Annotated in this window: 13 protein-coding genes; 9 read left to right on the top strand and 4 right to left on the bottom strand. The window is 38.1% G+C overall.

What is annotated here, in order from left to right:
• Nucleotides 1-15 precede the first annotated feature (15 nt).
• Nucleotides 16-1,860 (bottom strand): sulfatase-like hydrolase/transferase, encoded by a 1,845-nt coding sequence (locus ACSHXM_RS02070; protein WP_435687062.1) that lies wholly within the window; start codon nt 1,858-1,860, stop codon nt 16-18.
• Between the two features lie 243 nt (nt 1,861-2,103).
• Here ACSHXM_RS02070 and ACSHXM_RS02065 point away from each other — a divergent pair, with 243 nt between their 5' ends.
• From ACSHXM_RS02065 to ACSHXM_RS02055, 3 genes are read left to right on the top strand one after another with little or no spacing between them, the layout of a single operon-like run.
• The gene (locus tag ACSHXM_RS02065) at nt 2,104-3,939 is read left to right on the top strand and encodes a sulfatase-like hydrolase/transferase (RefSeq protein ID WP_435687061.1); all 1,836 of its coding nucleotides are present in this window, start codon (nt 2,104-2,106) and stop codon (nt 3,937-3,939) included.
• Nucleotides 3,940-3,993: 54 nt separating this feature from the next.
• Entirely contained in the window at nt 3,994-5,445 is a 1,452-nt protein-coding gene (locus tag ACSHXM_RS02060) for an SGNH/GDSL hydrolase family protein (protein WP_435687060.1), read from the top strand.
• Nucleotides 5,446-5,467: 22 nt separating this feature from the next.
• On the top strand, nt 5,468-7,174 hold the full coding sequence (locus ACSHXM_RS02055; protein ID WP_435687059.1) for a sulfatase-like hydrolase/transferase: 1,707 nt from the start codon (nt 5,468-5,470) through the stop codon (nt 7,172-7,174).
• 141 nt (nt 7,175-7,315) lie between these two features.
• Here ACSHXM_RS02055 and ACSHXM_RS02050 read toward each other — a convergent pair whose 3' ends face one another.
• Nucleotides 7,316-8,299, bottom strand: a complete 984-nt coding sequence (locus tag ACSHXM_RS02050) for a methylenetetrahydrofolate reductase (RefSeq protein ID WP_435687058.1) — start codon at nt 8,297-8,299, stop codon at nt 7,316-7,318.
• A 246-nt stretch (nt 8,300-8,545) separates the two neighbouring features.
• Nucleotides 8,546-10,774 carry an endo-1,4-beta-xylanase gene (locus tag ACSHXM_RS02045; RefSeq protein WP_435687057.1) on the bottom strand — a complete coding sequence of 743 codons (2,229 nt, stop codon included), beginning with the start codon at nt 10,772-10,774 and terminating at the stop codon, nt 8,546-8,548.
• Between the two features lie 218 nt (nt 10,775-10,992).
• Here ACSHXM_RS02045 and ACSHXM_RS02040 point away from each other — a divergent pair, with 218 nt between their 5' ends.
• Complete coding sequence (locus ACSHXM_RS02040; protein WP_435687056.1) at nt 10,993-12,051, top strand: 2-dehydropantoate 2-reductase; 1,059 nt, start codon at nt 10,993-10,995, stop codon at nt 12,049-12,051.
• 32 nt (nt 12,052-12,083) lie between these two features.
• Here the strand turns inward: ACSHXM_RS02040 and cysZ are convergent, their stop codons facing one another.
• Nucleotides 12,084-12,809, bottom strand: coding sequence for a sulfate transporter CysZ (gene cysZ / locus ACSHXM_RS02035; RefSeq protein WP_435687055.1), 726 nt, complete (start codon nt 12,807-12,809; stop codon nt 12,084-12,086).
• A 192-nt stretch (nt 12,810-13,001) separates the two neighbouring features.
• On the opposite strand from cysZ, the gene smc reads away from it, so the two are divergent.
• From smc to ACSHXM_RS02010, 5 genes are all read left to right on the top strand, one after another.
• Nucleotides 13,002-16,493 carry a chromosome segregation protein SMC gene (gene smc / locus ACSHXM_RS02030; RefSeq protein WP_435687054.1) on the top strand — a complete coding sequence of 1,164 codons (3,492 nt, stop codon included), beginning with the start codon at nt 13,002-13,004 and terminating at the stop codon, nt 16,491-16,493.
• 32 nt (nt 16,494-16,525) lie between these two features.
• A complete protein-coding gene (gene zipA / locus ACSHXM_RS02025) occupies nt 16,526-17,974 on the top strand; it encodes a cell division protein ZipA (RefSeq protein ID WP_435687053.1) in 1,449 nt (482 codons plus the stop codon).
• Between the two features lie 85 nt (nt 17,975-18,059).
• On the top strand, nt 18,060-20,099 hold the full coding sequence (gene ligA, locus ACSHXM_RS02020; protein WP_435687052.1) for an NAD-dependent DNA ligase LigA: 2,040 nt from the start codon (nt 18,060-18,062) through the stop codon (nt 20,097-20,099).
• A complete protein-coding gene (locus ACSHXM_RS02015) occupies nt 20,100-20,432 on the top strand; it encodes a DUF3392 domain-containing protein (RefSeq protein ID WP_435687051.1) in 333 nt (110 codons plus the stop codon). It begins immediately after the preceding gene.
• A gap of 181 nt (nt 20,433-20,613) precedes the next feature.
• Complete coding sequence (locus tag ACSHXM_RS02010) at nt 20,614-21,930, top strand: c-type cytochrome (RefSeq protein ID WP_435687050.1); 1,317 nt, start codon at nt 20,614-20,616, stop codon at nt 21,928-21,930.
• The last annotated feature ends 6 nt before the right edge of the window (nt 21,931-21,936 follow it).

The following is a 21,936-nucleotide window of genomic DNA, read 5'->3' as shown; positions in this document are numbered from 1 at the left end:
AGAAAACCTCCCTAATTAAATGGAACAAGTAGGGAGGTTGGCAAACTGTTTAATATTTTTGTCGTCGGCGCCTTTGGCAAAGTTACTTACGTGATAACTATTTTGTTTGGTCCAATCAATTTCTACCCTGCCATCTCCGAGCACAATATCCGCAAGCTTTTGCCTATAATAAGCTGTGACCTTTGCATATTGTTTTGAATTGGCAATATTGTTTTGCTCATTTGGATCACATCTTAAGTCGTATAGCGCCATTTCCATTTGCTTAGGGCTAGCTTGGTAAGCCCATTTTATATCTTCACCAGGTTTAAAACCTTTACCTGGTTTACTGTTTTTCGGGCGAGTACGCATTGAAAAAGCAAATTCACTGGAGCGAATAAAAGCTCTTGGCCCAACAACATGATTAATTTCTCCTAATACATAATCACGTTTATTGTCAGCCTTGTTTATCACTGCAGCTAAGTCATAACCATCTAATGGTGTATTGATTTTAGCTTGGGGGATTTGTGCCGCACCATATAAAGTTGGCGCAATATCTACGTATTCAACGAAGTTTGAGTAAACGGTATTTTTAGGGAATGCCTTAGGGCTAGATTCTGCCACTATTAAAATGCCTTGGTTAGAGGTATTCCAAGGGCTAAATTTAGCTTCAATTCCTTGTTCGCCCAATTGCCAGCCATGATCTCCCACTGTAAGAACAATCACATATTCTTGGTGATTGTTCTTACTATATTGTTTGAAAGATTCAATGGCCTCACCAATTAAGGCGTCACCGTAGGCACAAAAGGCATAATAGTCGGCAATTGCTTGTTGTTTGTCGGCATCAGACAAAGTGCTCATATCCATCACTTCAGATAACTTTTTTAATTGTGCAGGCAGCTTTTTACGTTCTTCTTTGGAAAACTCAGGGATCTTGTACTCTTTGTTTTTAAATTTATCTCTAAAAGATTGTGGGGGTAAAACAGGTGTATGGGGTAAATGAAAACCAAGGTTGACCATTAATGGCTTTTCATTGTTAGGACCGGTTAAGCTTCGTTTAAAATTAGTTTCATAGCTTTTGTTAGGATGGGCTAAATATTCTTTAAATGTTTTAACTATATGTCCATCAAGGGTTTCCCCGGCAGGTTTGGGAGAAACTCCGCCTATGATCATATCTTTATTTTTTCGGCTGTAGGCCCTTAATATATCTAACTTTTTGTCTATGGATTGATTAGGTTGTTGAGGGGCGTTTTCTTTCACTAACCAAGATTCACCCACACTATTATCATCAAAGTAATATAACTCTCTTATATTTGTTGTGCCCTTACGCTTTACCGTTTCTTTGTAAAAGTCTGTTAAGCCATTTTTGTTTAGGTCGTTTTTGTAATTGACTTCTAGGTCATAGAAATTCATTGACGACCAGCTGGGTTTATTTTGCCATTCGTAAACTCGATAACCAGACTTGCCTATATTGACCGTTTGATAGCCATTTTCTCTTAATACTTGAGGAATAGGTTTAGTGGCTAAATCATGTTCATTGTGAGTTTGCTCAAACCCGTAGCGCCCGCTGTGATGAGGATATAAGCCCATCAACATGGAATCACGTGATGGAGCACATGCAGGCGAGTTGTTGTAAGCGTGGGTAAACATTACGCCGTCTTTTGCTAGGGCGTCAATGTTAGGCGATGCCACGTACCCAAGGGCACTCTCGGTGCTGCCAGTGGTGGCTTTATTGAATGCCGCAATACTGTCTGCCCTTTGGTCATCTGTCACGATCCACAAAATATTGGGTTTGGGGTTAGATTTTGCACTGGCATATGCCTTAAGGCCATAACCCAGACTACAAGTTAGTATAATGCTTAATAAACTCAGTTTTTTTATCATAACTCAGGCTCTTTTTGGTGGTGAAATTTAAATGTAAAAAAAGGAATTTAAATTTAATCATTGAAATCTATTTCTATGTTAGCGCTTTAAACGCTAGAATGTCCCTAGGTAAATTGTAATTGTTGTGTAAAGAAAGTTTTAGGTGTCTATATTTTTAGTTAATACTAGACACATAAATAACCCATTGTTTTTATATATGCACTCGAGTTGTGTGTATGAAAATTCTAAACTGGTAAATCGAGAATGAAAAATAAATTGTTAATTTCAGTGGCTATTGCTTTGTTAAGCACTAGTTGTGGTGAATCAAAAGTAGTCAATAACGATAGTGAAAACAACAGTGAACTACATACTAAGAGTCTAATTAAAGACTCAAGTCTTAGTGCTCATGATAAAACTAATATTGTGTTAATCCTGATTGATGATTTAAGCCACTATGGTGTAACAGCATATGGTGCTAATCGGTTACATAGTTACGATGGAGAATTCACTAACAAAGTTTTTAGTACACCGAATATAGATCAACTAGCAAAAGGCGGTTTACGAGTAGATAGGGCGTTTGCTTACCCAATTTGCGAAAATACTCGTATAGCCTTAATGAGTGGTAAAAATAACGATAGGAATTATTTAAAGCCTAAATCTCAACATGCATCAGATTTAACCTTTGGTGATGCTTTTAAAAAAGCGGGTTATACAACGGGCTTATACGGGAAATGGAAACAAACCCGAGGTACCAAAGAGATACCAGGAGAAAAATACATTAGTGAATTTGGATGGGATGACTACGCTGCTTTTGATGTGATTGACCAAGGTCAGCGTTTTATCAATCCTAATTTAGTCATAAATGGTGAGGTGCTGAATTATAATAAACGTACTGACCTAGATCCTGAAACTGGTCGCCGTTGGTATGGGCCTGATATTGTTAATCGCCAGGCGTTAAAGTTCATTGAAGACAATAAGACTAAACCATTCTTTTTGTATTACCCCATGATTTTAGTTCATGATGATCATAAACCGACGCCTGACACTAAACCCAACTCAGTATTCGATTCATTTCCAGAAGTGGCTCAATACAACAATCAAGGAGGGGATGATCGTGAGTATTTCCCTGACATGATTGAGTATATGGATAAGTTAATTGGAAATGTGGTTAACAAGTTAGAGCAAGAAGGTGTGCGCGAAAAGACCCTAATAGTTGTTATGGGAGACAACGGCACTAAAGAGACATTTGGCCATGTGTTAGAAGACGGAAGTATCTATCCAGGTCGAAAAGGTGGTAATGCTGATAATGGTTTACACGTTCCTTTGGTTTTAAATTACCCTAACAAAGTCCCTGCAAATAGTGATGGTAGTTATCGTTCTTATGATGGTTTGGTTAACCTTACTGATATTTACCCAACCATAGCTGAAGCTGCCGGCATAAGTATGCCCAACGCCGAACAAGTAGATGGTATTAGCTTTTGGCCACAGGCACAGGGTGCAGACGGTGAACCAAGAAAACATATTTATACTTGGTTTATTGGTAATAATACCTACAAGGATGTGGACGATTTAGGCATTATTTACGCTTTTAACAAAGACTTTAAGCGATATGCGCCTAGCAAAGAATTCCCTTCAGGACGATTTTTTGATCTTAGAACGGATCGATTAGAACGAGTTGGCGACAAGGTAGTCGAAGCAAGATGGGGCATTAAAAGATATAGCGGACTAGCACTTGATTCTTTGACTCAAGAACAAAAAGCGGGCTACGACTTGTTAGGCAAAGTGTTGGATAGAAACAAGTTACACCCTGTTACAGAGCTATCTATCAACGCACCAAGTGATACATTAACCGTGGGAACAAGTATGCAACTTGTTAGTACTGTATTGCCTAAAGAAGCCAAAAGGCAGGGTGTGGTTTGGAGCTCGAGTAATCCAACGGTATTGTCTGTTGATAAATTTGGTGAAATTACCGCACATCAAAAAGGACAGGCCCAGATCGCGATTCATTCTTGGCATGATGCATATCCGCTTTCAGCAAATAGAAAGCCGACATATTTTAAAGATGGGCTAAGTGCAACTAAAACCATTCAAGTCAATTAAGGATCAAATAGAGCAACTTAGATTGCTCTTTTGTGATTTAAACAGGAAATAAATATGAAGTTTAGAGATCTAATCTTGACTAGTCGTTACATTTTACTTTGTGTATTTGGGGTCGCTGGACTTTCGTTTGTGTTAACTACGGCTGCAAATGCAAATGTGGACGAACAATCAAATGCGGCACCAAACTTTACAAAAGGTGATGTGATGGTGTTTATTGGTGACTCTATTACTCACGGTGGGAGTTACCATAAAGATATCTTTTTATTTCATGCGACCCGATACCCAAACAAACCATTCAAATATTACAATGCGGGTATTTCGGGAGATACGGCCCACGGTACTTTAAAGCGATTAGAGCAAGACGTACTTTTACATAACCCAACTAAAGCTAGCATTATGTTAGGTATGAACGATGTCGGTAGTTGGTTGTACGCAAATCAAGCTAATACTAAACAAGAAAAGCTCGACCAAGCTAAACAACAAAAGACTATCCGCGATAAGTATTTACACAATATGCGTAGCTTAGTTGAAAATTTAAAGAGCAAAAATGTCGATGTAACCATATTGACTCCGTCTATTTATGATCAAACGGCAAAGGTAAAAGTTTTCAATAATGTGGGCCGAAATGACGAGCTAGCTGTGTATGGTCAAGCGCTTAAAACAATGGCGCCAAAATACAATGCTGGGATTGTGGACTTTCAAACACCTTTGTTAAACATTAATCATAAATGGCAATTTAAAGATCCAAGTGCCAGCATAATTGGTGAAGATAGGGTACATCCAGGTGAACAAGGCCATTTTGTAATGGCCTATAGTTACCTTAAAGCGCAAGGTTTAGCACAAAATAAAGTAGCTGATTTCCAGTTTAATGTAGGTGATCCTAACAACTACAAAATGGACAATTGTGAACAAGATGGTGACTTGGTAGTGAGTCAAACTAGTTTGTCTTTCTATTGCAAACCCTTGTCCTTACCTTATCCATTAAACAGTGAACAAGCCGCATTATCAGCAGATATATCTTTCCAAAAAGAAATGAATAAAATGCCTTTTAAAGTGTCAGGGCTAAAAGTTGGATATTACAAATTGAGCATAGACGGCACAGTTGTGGGGGAGTATTCCCATAAACAATTATTGGGTGGGCTTGACCTTAGTGCAAATAAACTTACACCGATGTATCAGCAAGCTTTAAACGTTAAACAGTTAAACGACCAGCGTGCAAAAACGTCGGGAAATATTCGCAATATTCAACATGTTCGATTCACAATGTTGAGTAAATATCCTGAAACAGATTTATCTAATGAGACAATAGTTAAGCAAGTGTTATCAAAACATTTAGACAAATCCATTGGTAAACCTTGGCATAGTTATTTAAAAGGGGTGGTGGCTAGTTATTTTGAATTTGTCAAAGACGAGCAAAAACTGAGAAAAGAAGTAGACGCATTATTTAGTCAGATTTATCAAGTTAATCAAACTAAGACTTTGCATTGGAAATTAGAAAAAATATAAATACATAGGATTTTTCACCTTTATGAAATTAGTGAATTTAATAAAAAGTATTCGATATGGTATAGCGCTGTTGTTAACTTTATATTGTATGGCTACCCAAGCTGCGAGCCAGTCCTTAGTTAGTAATCACAAGAAACCCAATATTATTTTGATACTTACCGATGACCAACCTTATGGTTATTTAGGTGTAACGGGTAATAAAATAGTAGAAACCCCGAACATTGATGAATTAGCCAATCAAGGAGTGTTGTTTACCAATGCCCATGTGTCTAGCGCTATTTGTACGCCAAGTCGTATCTCACTATTGTTAGGGCAATACGAACGTAAACACGGAGTAAACTTTAACTCTGCTACAGCGGTTTCCCCTGAAGCATGGGCAAACTCATACCCGGTAAAGCTTAGGGAGTCTGGCTATTACACAGGTTGGGTAGGTAAAAACCATACACCTGTGGGCGAAAAAGGATATGCAACTGGACTAATGGAATCTAGCTTTGACTATTGGTACGCAGGTAATGGTCATATTTTCTTTTACCCTAAAGAAAAACACACCATTTTTTCTGAAGCTGAATCAAACACGCAGGTTGAAATAGTCGAAGAAGGCACCTTAGATTTTCTAAATTCAAACAAACACAAGTTTGATAAAGCTATCAAGTTTTTAGATAGACGACCTGAAAACAAACCGTTTATGTTGTCTATCAACTTTAACTTACCTCATGGTGCGGGTACTAGTAATATGAAAATGAGGCCAACAGATGATGCTTTATATCGTACTAAATACCGTGATACTGACATCCCACTACCAGAAAGCTACATTGCCAAAGCTGACATAAAACAACCTAAACTTCCTGCAGATTTACTTAAAGTTGAAGATAGACAAGCCGGTTACAATTATTCCGATACAGCCGATGCATTAAAAGAACGTTATACCCGTCAATTACAAGCAATGACCGGCATTGATAGATTAGTTGGCAACCTAAAAAAAGAACTAAAACGTCAGGGCTTAGCAGACAATACTGTGATTATTTTTACCTCTGACCATGGTTTATTTATGGGCGAGCAAGGTTTAGGTGGAAAAGCCCTATGTTATGAGAAAACTACCCATGTACCTTTAATTGTATTTGATCCAAGACAGGACGTTAAATCACATAAAAGCCTAGCCTTAGTGCAAAGCATAGATATTGCGCCAACCATGTTAAAACTTGCAGGTGTAGACGTACCAAAAACTATGCAAGGTGAAGACATAAGAGACGCGATTTATAAGGGAAATAACACCCAACGGGATTATGTATTTTCTGAAAACTTGTGGTCTACTCATTTTGGTAACCCAAGATGTGAAGCCATTCAAACCCAAGATTGGAAGTACATTCGTTATTACAAAAACAATAATATGTCTGCTACACGTAAAATTGAGTTGGCTAAAGAGTTAAACATTCCAGTCAACAAGGTGTTGTACGGCATGCATGACAATGACATAGTGGTTTACAGAGATTATTTAGATTCAAGTTTGCATGGCGAGCCTGCAGTCTACGAAGAGTTGTATGACTTACGTAATGATCCCACTGAATTAGTGAATTTAGTCGAGCAAAAACAACACCAACAAAAATTGTCTGAGTTACGTAAAGCTTGGCGTCCAGTGTTAAAAGAGGCTAGGGGAGAAGGTGTTCCAAAAGTGGTTCGGTATACGGTGGACTCTCAAGTAGAGGCTGGTAACAAAGCAAAAACTTACTAGCGAATAGCAAGTGTTCGAAAATCGGTGCTGTTATCGGTACTATTATCGGTATATCCAAAAAAGGCAGCTATTTTATAGCTGCCTTTTAAGTAACCTAAGCTCGGGGTAAGCCGACTTCAGGTTAACTAAATTTTTAAAAGCCTAAGCTGAAGCATTTAATTTTCGTAGTTCTTGTTTTGCTAGATAAAAATCCATTTTTGAACGTAGCAGCTTGTACAACAAGATAGACCCATCAATTTCTTCTTTACGATTTGTTAGACTTTCTATATTCAAACCAAGTGGTAAATCATAGGGGATCACAGCATCTAATATCTGTTGAAGTCCATTGCTACATATTCGAATCGATTCATACAAAGGTTTGTCAGCATTTAAAATCCGCAAACTTGTTGCTTCAGGCACACTCACGCCTAACCAGTCTATAAACTCTAAGGTTTTTTGGCTTCCACATGGTGAAAAGGTCAATATGATCCTTTGAGGTTTAATATTTAATTTCTGGCATTCGATGGCATAACGGGTTAACAAGTCAATGGTGGCTTGAGGGTTGTATATGGCTTGAGAAATAAAGAAGTTACAGCCTTGTTGATGTTTTTCAATCAAACGTTGGTGCTCATTGCCTTTGCTCACGTGCCGCTCGGCGATTGTCACACCGCCCATAAAGAATGGGTGTTGGCTTTCAACTAAGGTTTCATAAGCTTTATTGAGGGGGAGTGACGCTTGAATATCTTTTGAAGGACTCCCCACTAACACTACATCTTTAACCCCATATTTTTGCCAGGCTTCGTCTGCCCAATCGTTAAATTCTTGTTTGTTTGACTGTATAACACTTTTATAAGTGATTACTGGGCGGCCAGACTTTTTGTTTAATAAAGACGAATACCAACGAGGATCATGGGTAGATTTAAATGGGAAAGGACGAGGTTTACTAATTCGAGAACCTTCATCTTGGATGTCATATACAATCAAGCCGTCAAAATCAATGTCGCTTACACGCTCAAGTAACTTATTGGCAATGGTTTCAACTTGTTCGGATGGGGTATCACTTTTAGGTGGAGTAGTACCAATAAAATAAACACCTCGTGAGATATCGTTATAACGAGTGCGTAATTCTGACTCTTGAACTGACATTGATTTTAACCTTGAATATAAGTTTTAGACGTTTAGCCGTCTAAACAGTTTCCACTAACTGAGCTTTTAAGTCAAACACTGCCGCTACACTGAAATAGTTTTACTTATAACAATTTAGCAATTAAATCTGAGGCTCAAGTAAGTCAAATATATAAGTTAGCTTCATAAAATAGTAAAGCATAAAAAAACGGCTTAAAGATTAATCATCTTTAAGCCGTTTGTTAAAACTTACCTCAGTACAAGTATTTATTCAGGTAATCTTATGGTTATTTGATTTTCATTGCCTTTTTCAACAACAACAGAAAAAACCTGTTCTTTATCATTGTGGGTAAAGGAGAGGGTATATTCACCGTAAAATCCTCGGCTTTTAAATTGACCTTGTTCATCTGTTTTTTCATTAAACGCACTATGCCATTGATTAAAAATCAGATCTTTCCAAACCAAAGCATTTGGCTTTTCTGTCCAATCTAAATGATACATAGCTGCATCGGGGAACCAATGTCTGCCTGCCCAAAAACCCCATAACTGAATACCTACGGTTGAAGGATGACTAAAAAACAATGTCATAAAGTCCCGAGTGTAATCGGCCTGAAGTTGCTCATTGGTAGTTTTAACATCAAATTCAGTTGAACGAATAAGTAAGTTTGGATTAGCTTGATGAATTCCATCTAATATTTCATATACCTTTGGAATGCCAGTTAACACTTCACTAAAGTGACTTTGTAGGCCTATACCGTCTATTGGCGCTTCGTTGTCCACAAGGTACTTTATTGTTTTTGCATAGTGTTCTTGATGAGCTACATCTAATCCGCCACCAGATAGGATGCTGTAATCATTAATATAGAGTTTATGTTCTGGTAGATTACTTCTCGCAAGTTCAAACCAATCAACCATAACCTCATCACCAAAAGCATCCATCAAATAGTGGTTATCATAAGGTTCATTTAATACATCCCATTCGTCTAAAAGGTGGGAAGTTTGGGTACTCACATCGTTAATATGGTTAGTGACTTCTACTAGTAATTGAGGATCGGCTTGGCTAGGATCTTCTGTTATGTATTGGTCCAAATAATTTGGTAAGTTACGCTGAGCCGGCCACACTAAAACATGACCTCGAGCATAAATGTTATGTTCTTTTAACCACTCCAGAGCACTTATGGTGTTAGCTTGAGAATAATACTCACCCCATTCACCCGCCCATGAACCCCATTTTAGGGAGTTTTCGGGACCTGCTTGATTAAATAACTCTAAAACCTTTTCGCGGTAAATGTCTCCGTTTTCACTTTCTTCAAGTAGTTGTCCGCTGGCTATAGCTGAACCAAAGTGATAAGCATGGTTGGCTAAATGTAAATCAATATCAAGATTATTTATCGGGTCTCCATTATGATCATTTATCGTAAGGGTGAAGTCGCCTTTTCTATGTTCTTCTATACGGGCCAAAGCCTCTGTACGCCAAGGAGCATCCGCATCTCTACCGTCATAAGTTAATTCAGTGTTGGGTAATTGTTCTAAGCTTAAAGATTGCTCATAGTTGTATAATTGAACCCCACCAATTTGAAAGCTTTGAGGTTTATCACCGGCACCTAATTCAAATAAAATCCCTAACTCCCCGTCAGCAAAATCTTTCGCAACTGTTGCAGAGAGAAAATACTCAACCCATTCACTGGCACTATTAATGTTTCTGTTTATTATTTTGTAATAGTCTGGCTCTGGTCCTTGCAAAAGAACTCGAGTAAACCCTGTGCCTGTTTCATAGTCACTATTTAATGTACGAAAGAAAACTCTTAACAGTACATTATCGCCAACCTCGACTGCACCGGTAACCGGAATGCTAATTTGGCCATTCCACGACACACCACTAGGATTGGTTATGTCTACTTCTAAAGCTTGTTGAAAGTCATCATGTTCAACATTCACCACTGTCATGGTGCCCACTGGTTGAGCACCATTTCCAGCCCAAAGACTAGCCGAATTTATGGGGTTAGATGCAGATATTAGAGTACCACCTTGAGGAATAGTATGCTCTGGTTCAACAGGTTCTACTGGATTGGGATCAGTGGGTTCAATATGGGTAATGGTAATTTCAACAGAATCTTTATGAGTGGCGTTGTCGTCATCTGTGACTGTTAGTTCAAGAGTGATTGTTTCATTAGCTGTAACATCAGGTGCCGTAAAAGACGCCGAGGCCGTATTAGCGTTTGTTAAGGTAATGCTTGTGCCCGTTGACGTTTGTGTCCAACTATAACTATTAATACTGCCATCTGAATCAGTACCACTTCCGCTTAGGTTGACCACACTTAATTCGTCGATAGTTTGGTCGTCCCCGGCATTGGCTACTGGCGCCACATTAGCCGGCGCAGCCGGTGGGGTATTCGTTTGTGGGGGCGTGTTACTTGTTGAACCACCGCCTCCACACGCTACAAATATAGTAGCCAATGGAGGGATTAAAATACTGCGAGACTTCACTATTGTCATCAAAGGGAACCTATATGTTAATTAAATGTAACCGTTTTCAGGGTTACATTTAGTGGCCTTAAGTTCAATAGCCATTTTAATTTTATTGTATTATGAAATTTAACCAAGGTTAGAGACTAGGTTATGTCGTAAGCTGTTTTAAAGGTTATATTTTTATTTTAGCTAATAAGGTTAATTCCCGTTATATTCTTGTTTTAAAGCGTTAGGTGTAGCGACATATGAGTATTGATAAAAACAAAAAACACGTGGTTTTTGGTGCAGGGCTTATTGGTTGTTATATAGGTGGCGTGTTAACTTCTTTAGGCATAAATACCACTTTAATTTGTCGCGCTCAGGTAAAAACGAAACTTAAAGATGGATTAGTATTAACGGATTATCTTGAAAACCAAATACCTGTTTCTAAGGTTAATGTTTGTACTTTTGAAGAAACAAAGATAGAAAATCTATCTAAACCGTCGCAGATTGAATATCTGTGGTTAACCGTTAAATGCACAGGCTTAACGTCTGCTTTGTTGGATATGAAAGAGCTAATAACCGACAATACGATTATTTTGTGTTGTCAAAATGGGTTAGGTTCCAAAAGTCAGGTGCAAAAGGCCTTTCCAAATAATTCTGTACTAAGAGTGATGGTGCCGTTCAATGTGGTTGAATTAAAGCGTGGGCATTATCACAAGGGGTCTGAAGGCCAACTCACAATTGAGCAAATAGCAGCTTCTAATCCAACGTCTACTAAACTTGTTGATTCCATCAATTGTGATTTAATGCCTACTTGTGTAACAGATAATATAACGGCTTTGTTGTGGGCAAAACTGCAACTAAACCTAAGTAATGCTGTTTGTGCGTTGGCTGATACTCCCGTTAAAGCTATGTTAGAGCAAGCCAATTACAGAAATGTGATTGCAGTTTTAATGCAGGAGTTATTAGCTGTGACAAAGGCAAGTGGAATAGATTTGCCAAAATTAACTCCTATTCCAGCCAACTTTTTGCCTATTCTTTTGAAACTTCCTAATTGGTTATTTAAACGTTTGGCCAATAAAATGTTAGCCATCGATCCTAACGTGAAAACGTCTATGTGGTGGGATATATCCCAGGGAAAACCTACAGAAATAGACTATTTGAATGGTGCCTTAGTAAAACAAGGCAATGCTCATGGTTTAAGCTGTCCAGCCAATCAAAAGATTGTAAAACTGATAAAATCATTGGAATTGAATAATGGCAAAAACAAAGCCTCACCTATAAGCAGTGAGGCTTTATATAAATTGGTTACAACTAAATAATCCGAGCTAAACTTAATTAACCCGAGCTTTGGTTAAATAGATTGTTCTTTAAGCTCGTCAACCCATAACGCGGTGGCACCACACACAGCAACGGGCATGACTAAAAAGTTAACTATCGGGATCAAAGAACACACACTGACAGTAATTCCAAAACTGAAACTTTGCGATTTATTATCTCGTAAAACAAACTTCATTTTTTTAAAGGGGACTTTGTGATTATCAAAAGGATAGTCACAATATTGCACCGCCATCATCCACGCACTAAACATGAACCACAATACCTGACCAATGATAGGAAGAATAAAAAACAGCACGAGAAATCCAAACGCTCTAGGTAAGTAATAAACCAATTTTGCAACCTCTCGACCTAAGGTGCGTGGGATATCTTTAACAATATCCATTACTCCCGTATCACTCAACGTTTGCCCGGTAAGGTGTTGTTCTACCTTTTCAGATAACAAGCCATTAAATGGTGCCGCAATCCAATTGGCCAAAGTGCCAAATATTAGCCCAAAAACCAGTAAGATGCTGATTAAAGCAATGGGCCAAATAATGTAACTAAGACCTTGTTTTAACCAAGCTAGCCAATCCCAATCTGGGATTAGGTTAACTATCCATTGAATGCTGTCGCTAATTTCACCAAATAAAAAATAGAAAGCCACTGAAAATAAAATTAAATTTATGGCGAGGGGTATAAATACAAATCTTTTTAAACCTTTTGTACGAATAAGAGTAAACCCTTGAAGAAAGTAATCCACAATGCACCTATATATAATTACAGATTGGGTATTAACTGTTTGAAAATACGCCATTTTAAGAACAATTATCAATTATTATACGTAGGAAGTGTGATAGATCAAAACGCCAATTGTTACACTTGATTACTTTTGGTACATTCATACATCACTAAATAGAAAAATAATAATATACGGGCTGTTGTTCGCTAATTTATGCGCTTAAAAAAGATTAAGTTGGCTGGATTCAAATCATTTGTTGATCCAACCACAATCCCTTTCCCATCAGAAATGACCGCTGTTGTCGGGCCTAACGGCTGCGGCAAATCAAACGTTATTGACGCTGTTAGATGGGTTTTAGGCGAAAGTTCGGCTAAGAATCTACGTGGTGACGCCATGACGGACGTTATTTTTAATGGGTCAACCGCCAGAAAACCCGTTTCACAATGTAGTGTCGAACTAGTTTTTGATAATTCATCGGGCCGAATTCAAGGTGAATTTGCAGGTTATAATGAATTGTCCGTTAAGCGAGTTGTGACTAAAGAAGCCCAATCAAGTTATTTGCTTAATGGCACAAAATGCAGAAAAAGAGACATTACTGACTTGTTTCTTGGGACAGGCCTAGGTCCTCGTAGCTATGCCATTATTGAACAAGGCATGATATCGCGCCTAATTGAATCTAAACCGCAAGATCTGAGGGGGTTTATAGAAGAAGCTGCGGGTGTTTCTAAATATAAAGAGCGCAGGCGAGAAACCGAAACACGGATCCGCCACACTAAAGAGAACCTGGAACGTTTAGAAGATGTGAGAGGGGAGCTAGGTCAACAATTAGAAAAACTTCAAAGACAAGCCGCTGCAGCCAAACGCTTTAAAGAACTAAAACAAAATGAACGTAAATATAAAGCTGAACTTGCAGCAATTCGTTGGCTAAAACACAGTAAAAAGATTGAATTACTAGAAACCGATATTGAGCAAAAAAACTCTGAAATAGAGGCGTATGTTGCACAACAAAGAGGTGAAGAAAAAGACATCACCTTGTATAAGGAGCAGCAACAAGATATTAAACAAACGTTATCACGTTACCTAGAACAAGTGTTTAAAGTGGGCACTGATATAACACGTATTGAACAAAACCAAATTCATACGAAACAAAGGCGCCAACAAGTTGAACAAGAAATAATATCTTCAGCTGCCTCTGTAAAAGAACACGAAAACCATCACCAAGACTCTAAAATTAAAATTGATGAGTTATCTGCGCAGCTAGAGATATTATTACCTGAAAAAGAGTTACTTGATGAACAAATTGAGCAGCTAGATATGAGTTTGTTGGAAGCTGAAGAAAGTTTTACACATTTCCAAAATCAATGGCGTCATCAAGAACAAACATTCAATCAAAACAAAGTTCAGGCCCAGTCTTGTCACGGTAAAATTCAATCCTTAATGCAAATCCAGTTACGCACACAACAAAGGATCGGTGAACTAAAAGACGAACTGAATGACGAACTGAATGATGATTTAGATATTGAGATAGAACAGAGACAAGAGCAAATACTTAATCTGGAACATCAAGTAGAAGAACTAAGTGAACAAACCCAAACTCAAGAAGATAACCTTTTCAACGCCCAAGAAAATGTCAAAACAATAGAAAATAAAATATTTACTAAACAAGGTGAACTTCAAGGTATTAATGCTCAATTAAGCGCTCTTACTGTCATCCAGGAATCAGAGTTAGGGTTAAATGAAGAAGAAGACACTCAGTCACTTAGTGGCATAATAACCCAACCTTGGTTACAGACATTAGATATACAACCGGGCTGGGAAACTGCATTTGAAACGATAACTAGTCAATGGCAAAAAGCTAATCTAATCAATAATACTGAAGATCTTAATAAGTTAGAAATGCAAAGTTTAGCTGAGCAGCTTGGAACGTCCTGGATATTTGAAGGTAAGTATTGCAAAGAAATACCTTTGACGAGCATAGCAAGTAAATTAAATACTGATTCTGTTCCTTCTTGGTTAACCCAGATCTTAGTCACAGACACTTTGTTAGAAGCAGAAAAATTACTACCTAACCTTAAAGAAAACGAAAGTGTCGTTACAAAAGACGGAAATTGGTTGAGTCATCAGTGGCTAATTGCTTCTAATCTAGATGAGAAGGTAGGTGTTTTAAAACGAACAAATCAGATAAAAGCCTTAAACGGCGAAAAAACAGAACTAGAAGGTTTATTACTCTTAGTTCAAGAAACACTTGAACCTGCCAATAAAGCCTTAGAGCTAGTAAGTATTTCAAATACCAGCCATAAAGAATCCCTGGATACGGCTACGCGTAACCTGGAGCTAAATAAAAGCAAGCTAAGTTTGTTAATCCAGCAAAAAGAACAAATATTCAGTCGTAACAATAAGTTAAGTGGAGAATTAACACGTCAACAAGAAACCTTTGAGGGTGAAAAGCAGGAATTAGAAGAACTTAGTATGCAGGCTGAAGAGTTAGAGCTCAATCTGGAAGAGTTGCAAGAAAATGTGTTAGGCCATGAACAAAAGAAAGAACAAGAGCAACAAAAAGTAAATCAATCTCGAATTAATTTAGAGGCAAACAAAAACAAGATCCATCAACTTGCTTTACAGGTACAAACTATTCAAAGTCAATACGACGGACTTAAAAGTAATGTACAAAGAGAAGTCCTGTTAATGAGTAATATGCAGGATAAAATTGGACTATTAGAAGCAGAGTTAGCCGAACTTGCTTTGCCACTTGAAGAACAAGAAGAAACGCTGCAAACATTGCTTGAGGAAAAAGCAGAAATAGAATTAGTGCAAACTCAACTAAAGCAAGAGTTGTTAGTGGTTGAAGAAAATCTTTCTGTGGCGGAAAAAGGCCAACAAGGCGTCACCAATAAAATCCAACTCATGTTAACAGACTTACAAAGCATTAAGCTTGAATGTGAAGGTTACCGAGTAAGAGCGAATGGCTTTCTTGAGCAGTTGAAGGAAATGCATCAAGACATTAAACATGTGATTAATGATTTGCCAGCAGAAGCTGAAGAAAATAACTGGCAAAACATGTTAGAAAAAACAACGGCTTCTGTTGGTCGTTTGGGAGCTGTGAATTTAGCTGCCGTAGAAGAATACGAAACACAAGCAAAACGTAAGAGTCATCTCGACACACAAAACGATGATTTGGTATCAGCCCTCGACATATTAGAGCAGGCTATACGTAAAATTGACAAAGAAACACGAACACGATTTAAAGAAACATTTGAGCAAGTAAATTCAGACCTTAAAATGTTGTTTCCAAAAGTCTTTGGTGGTGGTGCTGCCTACTTAGAATTAACAGACGATGACTTGTTAGAAACAGGCGTGACAATAATGGCTAGGCCGCCAGGAAAGAAAAATAGTACAATTCACCTGCTTTCGGGTGGAGAAAAAGCGCTGACCGCTTTATCATTGGTGTTTGCTATCTTTAGACTCAATCCAGCGCCGTTTTGTTTATTAGATGAAGTCGACGCTCCACTAGATGATGCAAATGTAGGGCGTTTCTGTAAATTGGTTTCAGAAATGTCAAAAAGTGTTCAATTTATATATATTACCCATAATAAAATTGCGATGGAAATGGCAACACATTTGACAGGGGTAACAATGGCTGAGCCTGGTGTTTCTAGAATGGTTGCGGTCGATGTAGATGAAGCAGTTGCCATTGCGCAAGCTTAATAGAAATTAACAATAATAAGAGTAAGTTTTTGATGGAAGATGTATTACGTTGGTCTTTGTTGGTTATCGGTGGATGTATTATTGTCGGGGTAGCTGCACACGGAATTTGGCTTTCTAGAAAAAATAGCGAAGGTAAAAGCACTGATAAGGTAGAAGACGATACAGAGTTAGAACTAACACACCAAGAATGGACAATAGGTGAAGAAGATACTGAAAATCAAGATACTAATGATATCTCAGATTTTAATATAGATGTTGACTCACAGGATGTTGAATTTACTGCTGATACAGCTACACCTATTACTTCTGCGGAGCAGTTTGACGATCTAGGTATTGGTGCAGTAAGAGTTGTTTCTAGTAATAAAGAGTCTGCTTCAGAGGAAGCTTCAACTCATACTACAGCGGTAAACAAAGGTGATACGCAACAAGAAAAAGATCTAAGTGTTCCTGTTCAAACGACAAAAGAACACGCAGATAAAGAAGCCAGCGGAAAGATTTACGCTTCTGTTGTAACCCAACCTAAACCAGAATTTGCTGAAAAGTACCAGTCATTAGCAGCGGAAACCGTTGCGATCGCAAAAGAAGAAAAGAATACGAGTAAACCTGAAAAAGACATGTCTTTTAATGTAAGCCAAGTATCCAATTCTGACCTTAATCCAGCAAAAATCGCAGGGGGACCACAAGAAAATTATCAAGCACCGGAACCTCCTCCATTTTTATTAAAGAAACAAGCTAACGCTGAAGGTAATGCCAACCAGAGCACGGCTAACCCAAGTTCAGTTAAACAAAATGCAGATAGCCAAAGTATTGAAAAATCCATCGTAACAGCCAGCCAAGTTACCAATACGAAAGAAGTAGACGTTAAATCTAGCTTTAAAGAGAGTTTAACCGAGCAAGCTCGTAACTTGGTTAAACGTAAAAAAGCAGTTAGTGCAAGAAAAAAGAAAGAGCCAAAAATTGATGATGATCAAATGCGCATTGATTTTGAAGATGAGCCTATTTCGACAGACAATGAAATTAAAACACAGGCATCACAAGAAAAACCAAGCGAACAACAAGAGGTACTTGTATTAAATGTTAAAGTAGCTGATGGTACAAGTATTGCCGGCTCGGCACTATTACCTATGTTGCTGACTCTAGGCTTTAAGTTTGGTGACCAAGATATTTTTCATCGCCACGTTAACTCGAATGGCAAAGGCCCAGTTTTGTTTAGCTTAGCGAATATGTTTAAACCGGGTAATTTTGACATAGATAATCTGGAAAACTTTACCACTCAAGGTGTGTCATTGTTTATGATTTTACCTATTGAAGGTGAACCACATCAGGTTTTTAATATGATGCATAACGCAGCTCGTAAAATTGCCGATGAATTTTCAGCCCAGATTTATGATGCTAGACGTTCATTACTAACCAAACAAAGTTTGCAACAATACGTTGAAAAAATTCGTGAATTTGAACGTCAACGTATAGTTAATCGTTAGACGCTAACAACTTTCATTGCCCTGCGCAGAATTTTTATTATAAACGGTGGGGCACACATTACTCTTTTCTTTATGGAATGCTTTTATGGCAGCCTCGCAAGACACAATTAATACACTGCTACAAATTAAACAAACAATCATCGAATATAACCATCAATATTATGTATTAGATGAACCTAGTGTGCCTGACGCTGAATATGACAGGCAGATGTTAGCATTGGTTAAAATTGAAACTGAATACCCTGAATTAGTCACTTCTGACTCTCCTAGTCAAAAAGTGGGTGACGTACCACTGCCAGAATTTAAACAAGTGGAACATGAAGTACCTATGTTGTCTTTAGACAACGTTTTTGATCATGAGTCATTCCATGCTTTTGAAAAACGGATGCAAGATCGCTTAAAAGATTCAAGTGAAATATCCTATAGCTGCGAGCCTAAGCTAGATGGATTGGCAGTAAGTTTATTATATGAAAATGGCCTACTTGTTAGGGGCGCAACACGAGGAGATGGTCGGGTTGGTGAAAACATCACTACCAATGTACGTACTATTCGAAACATCCCACTTAAGTTGAGAGGCAGTGGTTATCCAGAGCGACTGGAAGTGCGCGGCGAAGTCGTTATGAGTAAGGATGGATTTGATAAACTCAATCAAAGTCAAAAAGAAAAAGGTAAAAAGGTTTTTGCCAACCCTCGAAATGCCGCTGCAGGCAGTTTACGGCAATTAGATTCTCGGATCACTGCAACTCGCCCATTGTTGTTTTTTACCTATTCATTAGGATTAGTTGAAAATGAGCACCAGACTTTTGCTAACAATCATTCAGATAGGTTAAAGCAATTGGCGGAATGGGGATTTCCTTTAAGCAAAGAACTTCAAACTGCTAAAGGAGCGGAGGCTTGCCTTGATTATTATCGATACCTTGGAGATATACGCGATAAATTAAATTACGACATCGATGGTGTAGTGTTTAAAGTCGATAGTACCGATGTACAACAATCTCTGGGTTTTGTTGCTAGAGCTCCACGTTGGGCTATAGCTCATAAATTTCCCGCACAAGAAGAAATGACTAAGGTGCTGGACGTAGAGTTTCAAGTGGGTAGAACCGGTGCAATTACCCCTGTAGCACGTCTAGCCCCCGTTTTTGTTGGCGGTGTAACCGTTTCTAATGCAACCTTACATAATCAAGATGAAATTGAACGTTTAGGGCTAAAAATTGGAGATACTGTGATCATCCGCAGAGCAGGGGATGTGATCCCTCAAGTTGGCTCTGTCATTTTAGACAAACGCCCAACAGAGGTTAAAGATGTAATGTTTCCATCTAGCTGCCCAGTATGTGAATCAGCTATTGAAAAATTAGAAGACGAAGCTGTAGCTCGTTGTACCGGTGGACTATATTGTGGCGCTCAACGAAAAGAAGCTATGAAGCATTTCGCCTCACGTAAGGCCTTTGATATTGACGGCTTAGGTGACAAGATCATAGAACAACTCGTTGACCTAGATTTGGTTAAAACGCCCGCTGAATTCTTTAAGTTGGAGCTAGTTCAAATAGCTAATCTAGATCGTATGGGAGAAAAATCCGCCGCTAATCTATTAAAATCCTTAGAAGACAGTAAGAAGACGACGTTAGCGAAGTTTCTCTATTCGTTGGGTATTAGAGAAGTGGGTGAGGCCACTGCAAATAATCTGGCGATGCATTTTTGTAGTTTAGACAAAATAAAAGAAGCAAATATTGAAGCCCTACAAGAAGTGGATGATGTAGGCGTAATTGTGGCTCAACACTTAGTTAATTTCTTTGCTGAAGAACATAACCTTTCTGTGATTGATGAATTGTTAGAAGTCGGTATCACCTGGCCCGTAATCGAAAAAATTGAAGCCGGAACACTTCCGCTAGAGGGACAAACTTTTGTTTTAACTGGCACCCTGAACCAAATGGGTAGAAGTGAAGCAAAAGTAAAGTTACAAGCTCTAGGGGCTAAGGTGGCCGGTAGCGTATCAGCTAAAACCAGTTGTTTAGTCGCCGGGGAAAAAGCCGGTTCTAAATTGGCAAAAGCTGAATCCCTAGGAATAAAAGTGTTGAATGAACAAGGCATGTTAGATTTATTGTCTGAATTAGGTGGCGAGATCTAGATGCTATGGTTGTTAGAAGCATTGGCAGGCGTCACACGTCTGTTAGCGCCTTACTATTCTGAAATTTCAATCACCATTCTTGCAACAATACTGGTTGTGTATGGTGATGTAATAAACAAACACATTAAACGTATGATCAGTCCTTATCACTTTATTATACGCACACTAGTTTTTGTTTTAGTCTGTGCCTTTGGTTACGGATTTCTATTGGTAATTGCCACGCCTTACGTCAAACAATTAATTCTAATGATCCCACACGAATATAGAGGTGTTTGCATCATCGGAGTGTTTTTGTCATTAGGTTATTTAGCAGAACACAGACGTTACATCTAATTGATTGTAAAATTCCTGCCTATATTTCGTTTCAGTATTATCTAACTTCACTATTGCCTTTACGAAATTATATATGCATGTAGAAATTCAGGTGTAAATATTGTAACTTTGTTGTTAACAATGGGTATTGAATACATTAGGTTTTTCAATCGCCCAAAATAGCAATTTTAAAGGCAATTAGATGAAAAAATTCGGATTAATTCCATTAGTTATATCTCTAAGTATTGGCAACGCTTTAGCCAATACTCAGGATGAGTCTCTTACTGCACTAAGTCACAACTCAAAAGCAACTAAAGCTGGGGAACAGTTGTATATGCAAGCTTGTGCTGCTTGCCATAATAAAGATTTAACTGGAGCCACAGGCTTTAATTTGAAAGACGGTGAGTGGGTACACGGTGAAGCCCCTTCCGCAATTTTGGCCAATATAAAACAAGGGTTTAATAGTAAAGGTATGCCTGCTTTTGGTGCCATGTTTTCCGATGAGCAATTAAAAAACGTGGCCGCCTTTATCCTGTCAAAAAGAGAAGGTTTAGCCAACTTAACTTACAAAATTTATCAAATGAACGACGTAAGCGATCGGCAGGTAACTGCCGGCAAGTTAATCAAATCAGGCGCTTTACCCAAAAATCTAATGGATTTTGAAATGCCTGAGATTAAACATTATGCCATCGAATTTGAGGCCGATTTATATGCCCCTAAAGATCCCAGCAAATTGCATATTGAGGCGTGGAAGTTAAATCCGACCACTTTGCATATTGACGGTAAAGAAGTAACAAAACAAAATCCAAATGGTGCCACATGGACCTTAAAGCCAGGTAAACAGCACATTAAATTTCAATATATTGTGGGTAGCGATATAAGTAAAAACTGGAAAAGAAACCTAGCATTATTTGTCACCACAGAAGATCTAGGTATCAAGTTATTTGGTATTTCTACTCGTAGTCAAAAAATAATGTTGGATAAAAAGATTCATGTTTTGGCAAAGAACAAACCTGTCGTTCAACGTAAAAAGATCCATAATCTACCGACCTATTCAATCTCTGTTGGTTTCCCTGAAAAGATAAATTATGCCTTTAACACCAGAAGTTGTGATGTGGTTGGACTCTGGACTGGAGACCTACTAAATGTTGGTCCTAATGTAGAAAGTAGAGGCAAAGATGGCAGTATCGCTTTAGGTGATTGGTTGATTAACAAAAATGACTCGTTTACATCAAAAGGTGCAGGTAAATGCAGTTATCAGAAGATGACTAACACAGGTGTTCCAGCATTTTTCTATAGCCAAGATAACGTTGATTACAAGTTAACCACCTCTAACCATTCCAATAACGGTTTGACACTAAATTACCAAGTGTTATCCAATCTTAATTCGCCATTAGTCTTTAACCTGCCAAATAATGGCAAGGTCACTATGAGTAGTCCAGATGGAAAAATCGAGGGTCATAGTTTAACTATTAAACCTAATAAAAAATCTTTTTCAATTAACGTTTCAACTAAATAGTGGGTA

Origin of the sequence: Paraglaciecola sp. (assembly GCF_051252315.1) — a bacterium.
Classification (GTDB): domain Bacteria; phylum Pseudomonadota; class Gammaproteobacteria; order Enterobacterales; family Alteromonadaceae; genus Paraglaciecola.
The sequence above is the reverse complement of the archived record's forward strand: the minus strand, read 5'-3'. Positions and strand labels throughout refer to the sequence as shown.

Coding starts and splice junctions, on each gene's coding strand:
- ACSHXM_RS02015 (WP_435687051.1), top strand. CDS start 20,100: ATGCTATGGTTGTTAGAAGCATTGGCAGGCGTCACACGTCTGTTAGCG.
- zipA (WP_435687053.1), top strand. CDS start 16,526: ATGGAAGATGTATTACGTTGGTCTTTGTTGGTTATCGGTGGATGTATT.
- ACSHXM_RS02055 (WP_435687059.1), top strand. CDS start 5,468: ATGAAATTAGTGAATTTAATAAAAAGTATTCGATATGGTATAGCGCTG.
- ACSHXM_RS02065 (WP_435687061.1), top strand. CDS start 2,104: ATGAAAAATAAATTGTTAATTTCAGTGGCTATTGCTTTGTTAAGCACT.
- ACSHXM_RS02040 (WP_435687056.1), top strand. CDS start 10,993: ATGAGTATTGATAAAAACAAAAAACACGTGGTTTTTGGTGCAGGGCTT.
- smc (WP_435687054.1), top strand. CDS start 13,002: ATGCGCTTAAAAAAGATTAAGTTGGCTGGATTCAAATCATTTGTTGAT.
- ACSHXM_RS02060 (WP_435687060.1), top strand. CDS start 3,994: ATGAAGTTTAGAGATCTAATCTTGACTAGTCGTTACATTTTACTTTGT.
- ACSHXM_RS02050 (WP_435687058.1), bottom strand. CDS start 8,299: ATGTCAGTTCAAGAGTCAGAATTACGCACTCGTTATAACGATATCTCA.
- ligA (WP_435687052.1), top strand. CDS start 18,060: ATGGCAGCCTCGCAAGACACAATTAATACACTGCTACAAATTAAACAA.
- ACSHXM_RS02045 (WP_435687057.1), bottom strand. CDS start 10,774: ATGACAATAGTGAAGTCTCGCAGTATTTTAATCCCTCCATTGGCTACT.
- ACSHXM_RS02070 (WP_435687062.1), bottom strand. CDS start 1,860: ATGATAAAAAAACTGAGTTTATTAAGCATTATACTAACTTGTAGTCTG.
- ACSHXM_RS02010 (WP_435687050.1), top strand. CDS start 20,614: ATGAAAAAATTCGGATTAATTCCATTAGTTATATCTCTAAGTATTGGC.